General features: G+C 43.6%; 1 rRNA gene. It reads right to left on the bottom strand.

The features are described 5' to 3' along the window. Positions 1-144, bottom strand: a 16S ribosomal RNA gene (locus tag HMPREF3057_RS01135); the annotation flags it as partial. Between the last annotated feature and the right edge of the window lie 257 nt (positions 145-401).

Below are 401 nucleotides of genomic sequence, written 5' to 3'. Positions count from 1 at the left end.
CCCCGCTACCAGGCAGGTTACCTACGCGTTACTCACCCGTTCGCAACTCATCCAGAGAAGCAAGCTCCTCCTTCAGCGTTCTACTTGCATGTATTAGGCACGCCGCCAGCGTTCGTCCTGAGCCAGGATCAAACTCTCATTAAAAGTTTGAGTTCTCACTCATTTCTGTCACTGACAGATTTATTGTTTTTTCATTGTTCAGTACTATAACCTTAGTTATAGTGCCCTGCACATTGGTTCGTCTTGTTCAGTTTTCAAAGGTCTTTGTCACTCATTCTCTCGAGCGACAACTATATTAGTATATCACAGCTACCTGCCTCTGTCAACAGATTTTTTAAACTTTTTTCAAGTTTTTTTAGCCGCAATACACCATAGTCCGTACGGGATTCGAACCCGTGTTA

Origin of the sequence: Streptococcus sp. HMSC072D05 (assembly GCF_001815805.1) — a bacterium.
In the GTDB taxonomy this organism is placed as follows: domain Bacteria; phylum Bacillota; class Bacilli; order Lactobacillales; family Streptococcaceae; genus Streptococcus.
Note: the sequence above shows the minus strand (reverse complement) of the source record. Positions and strands in the feature narration are given on the sequence as shown.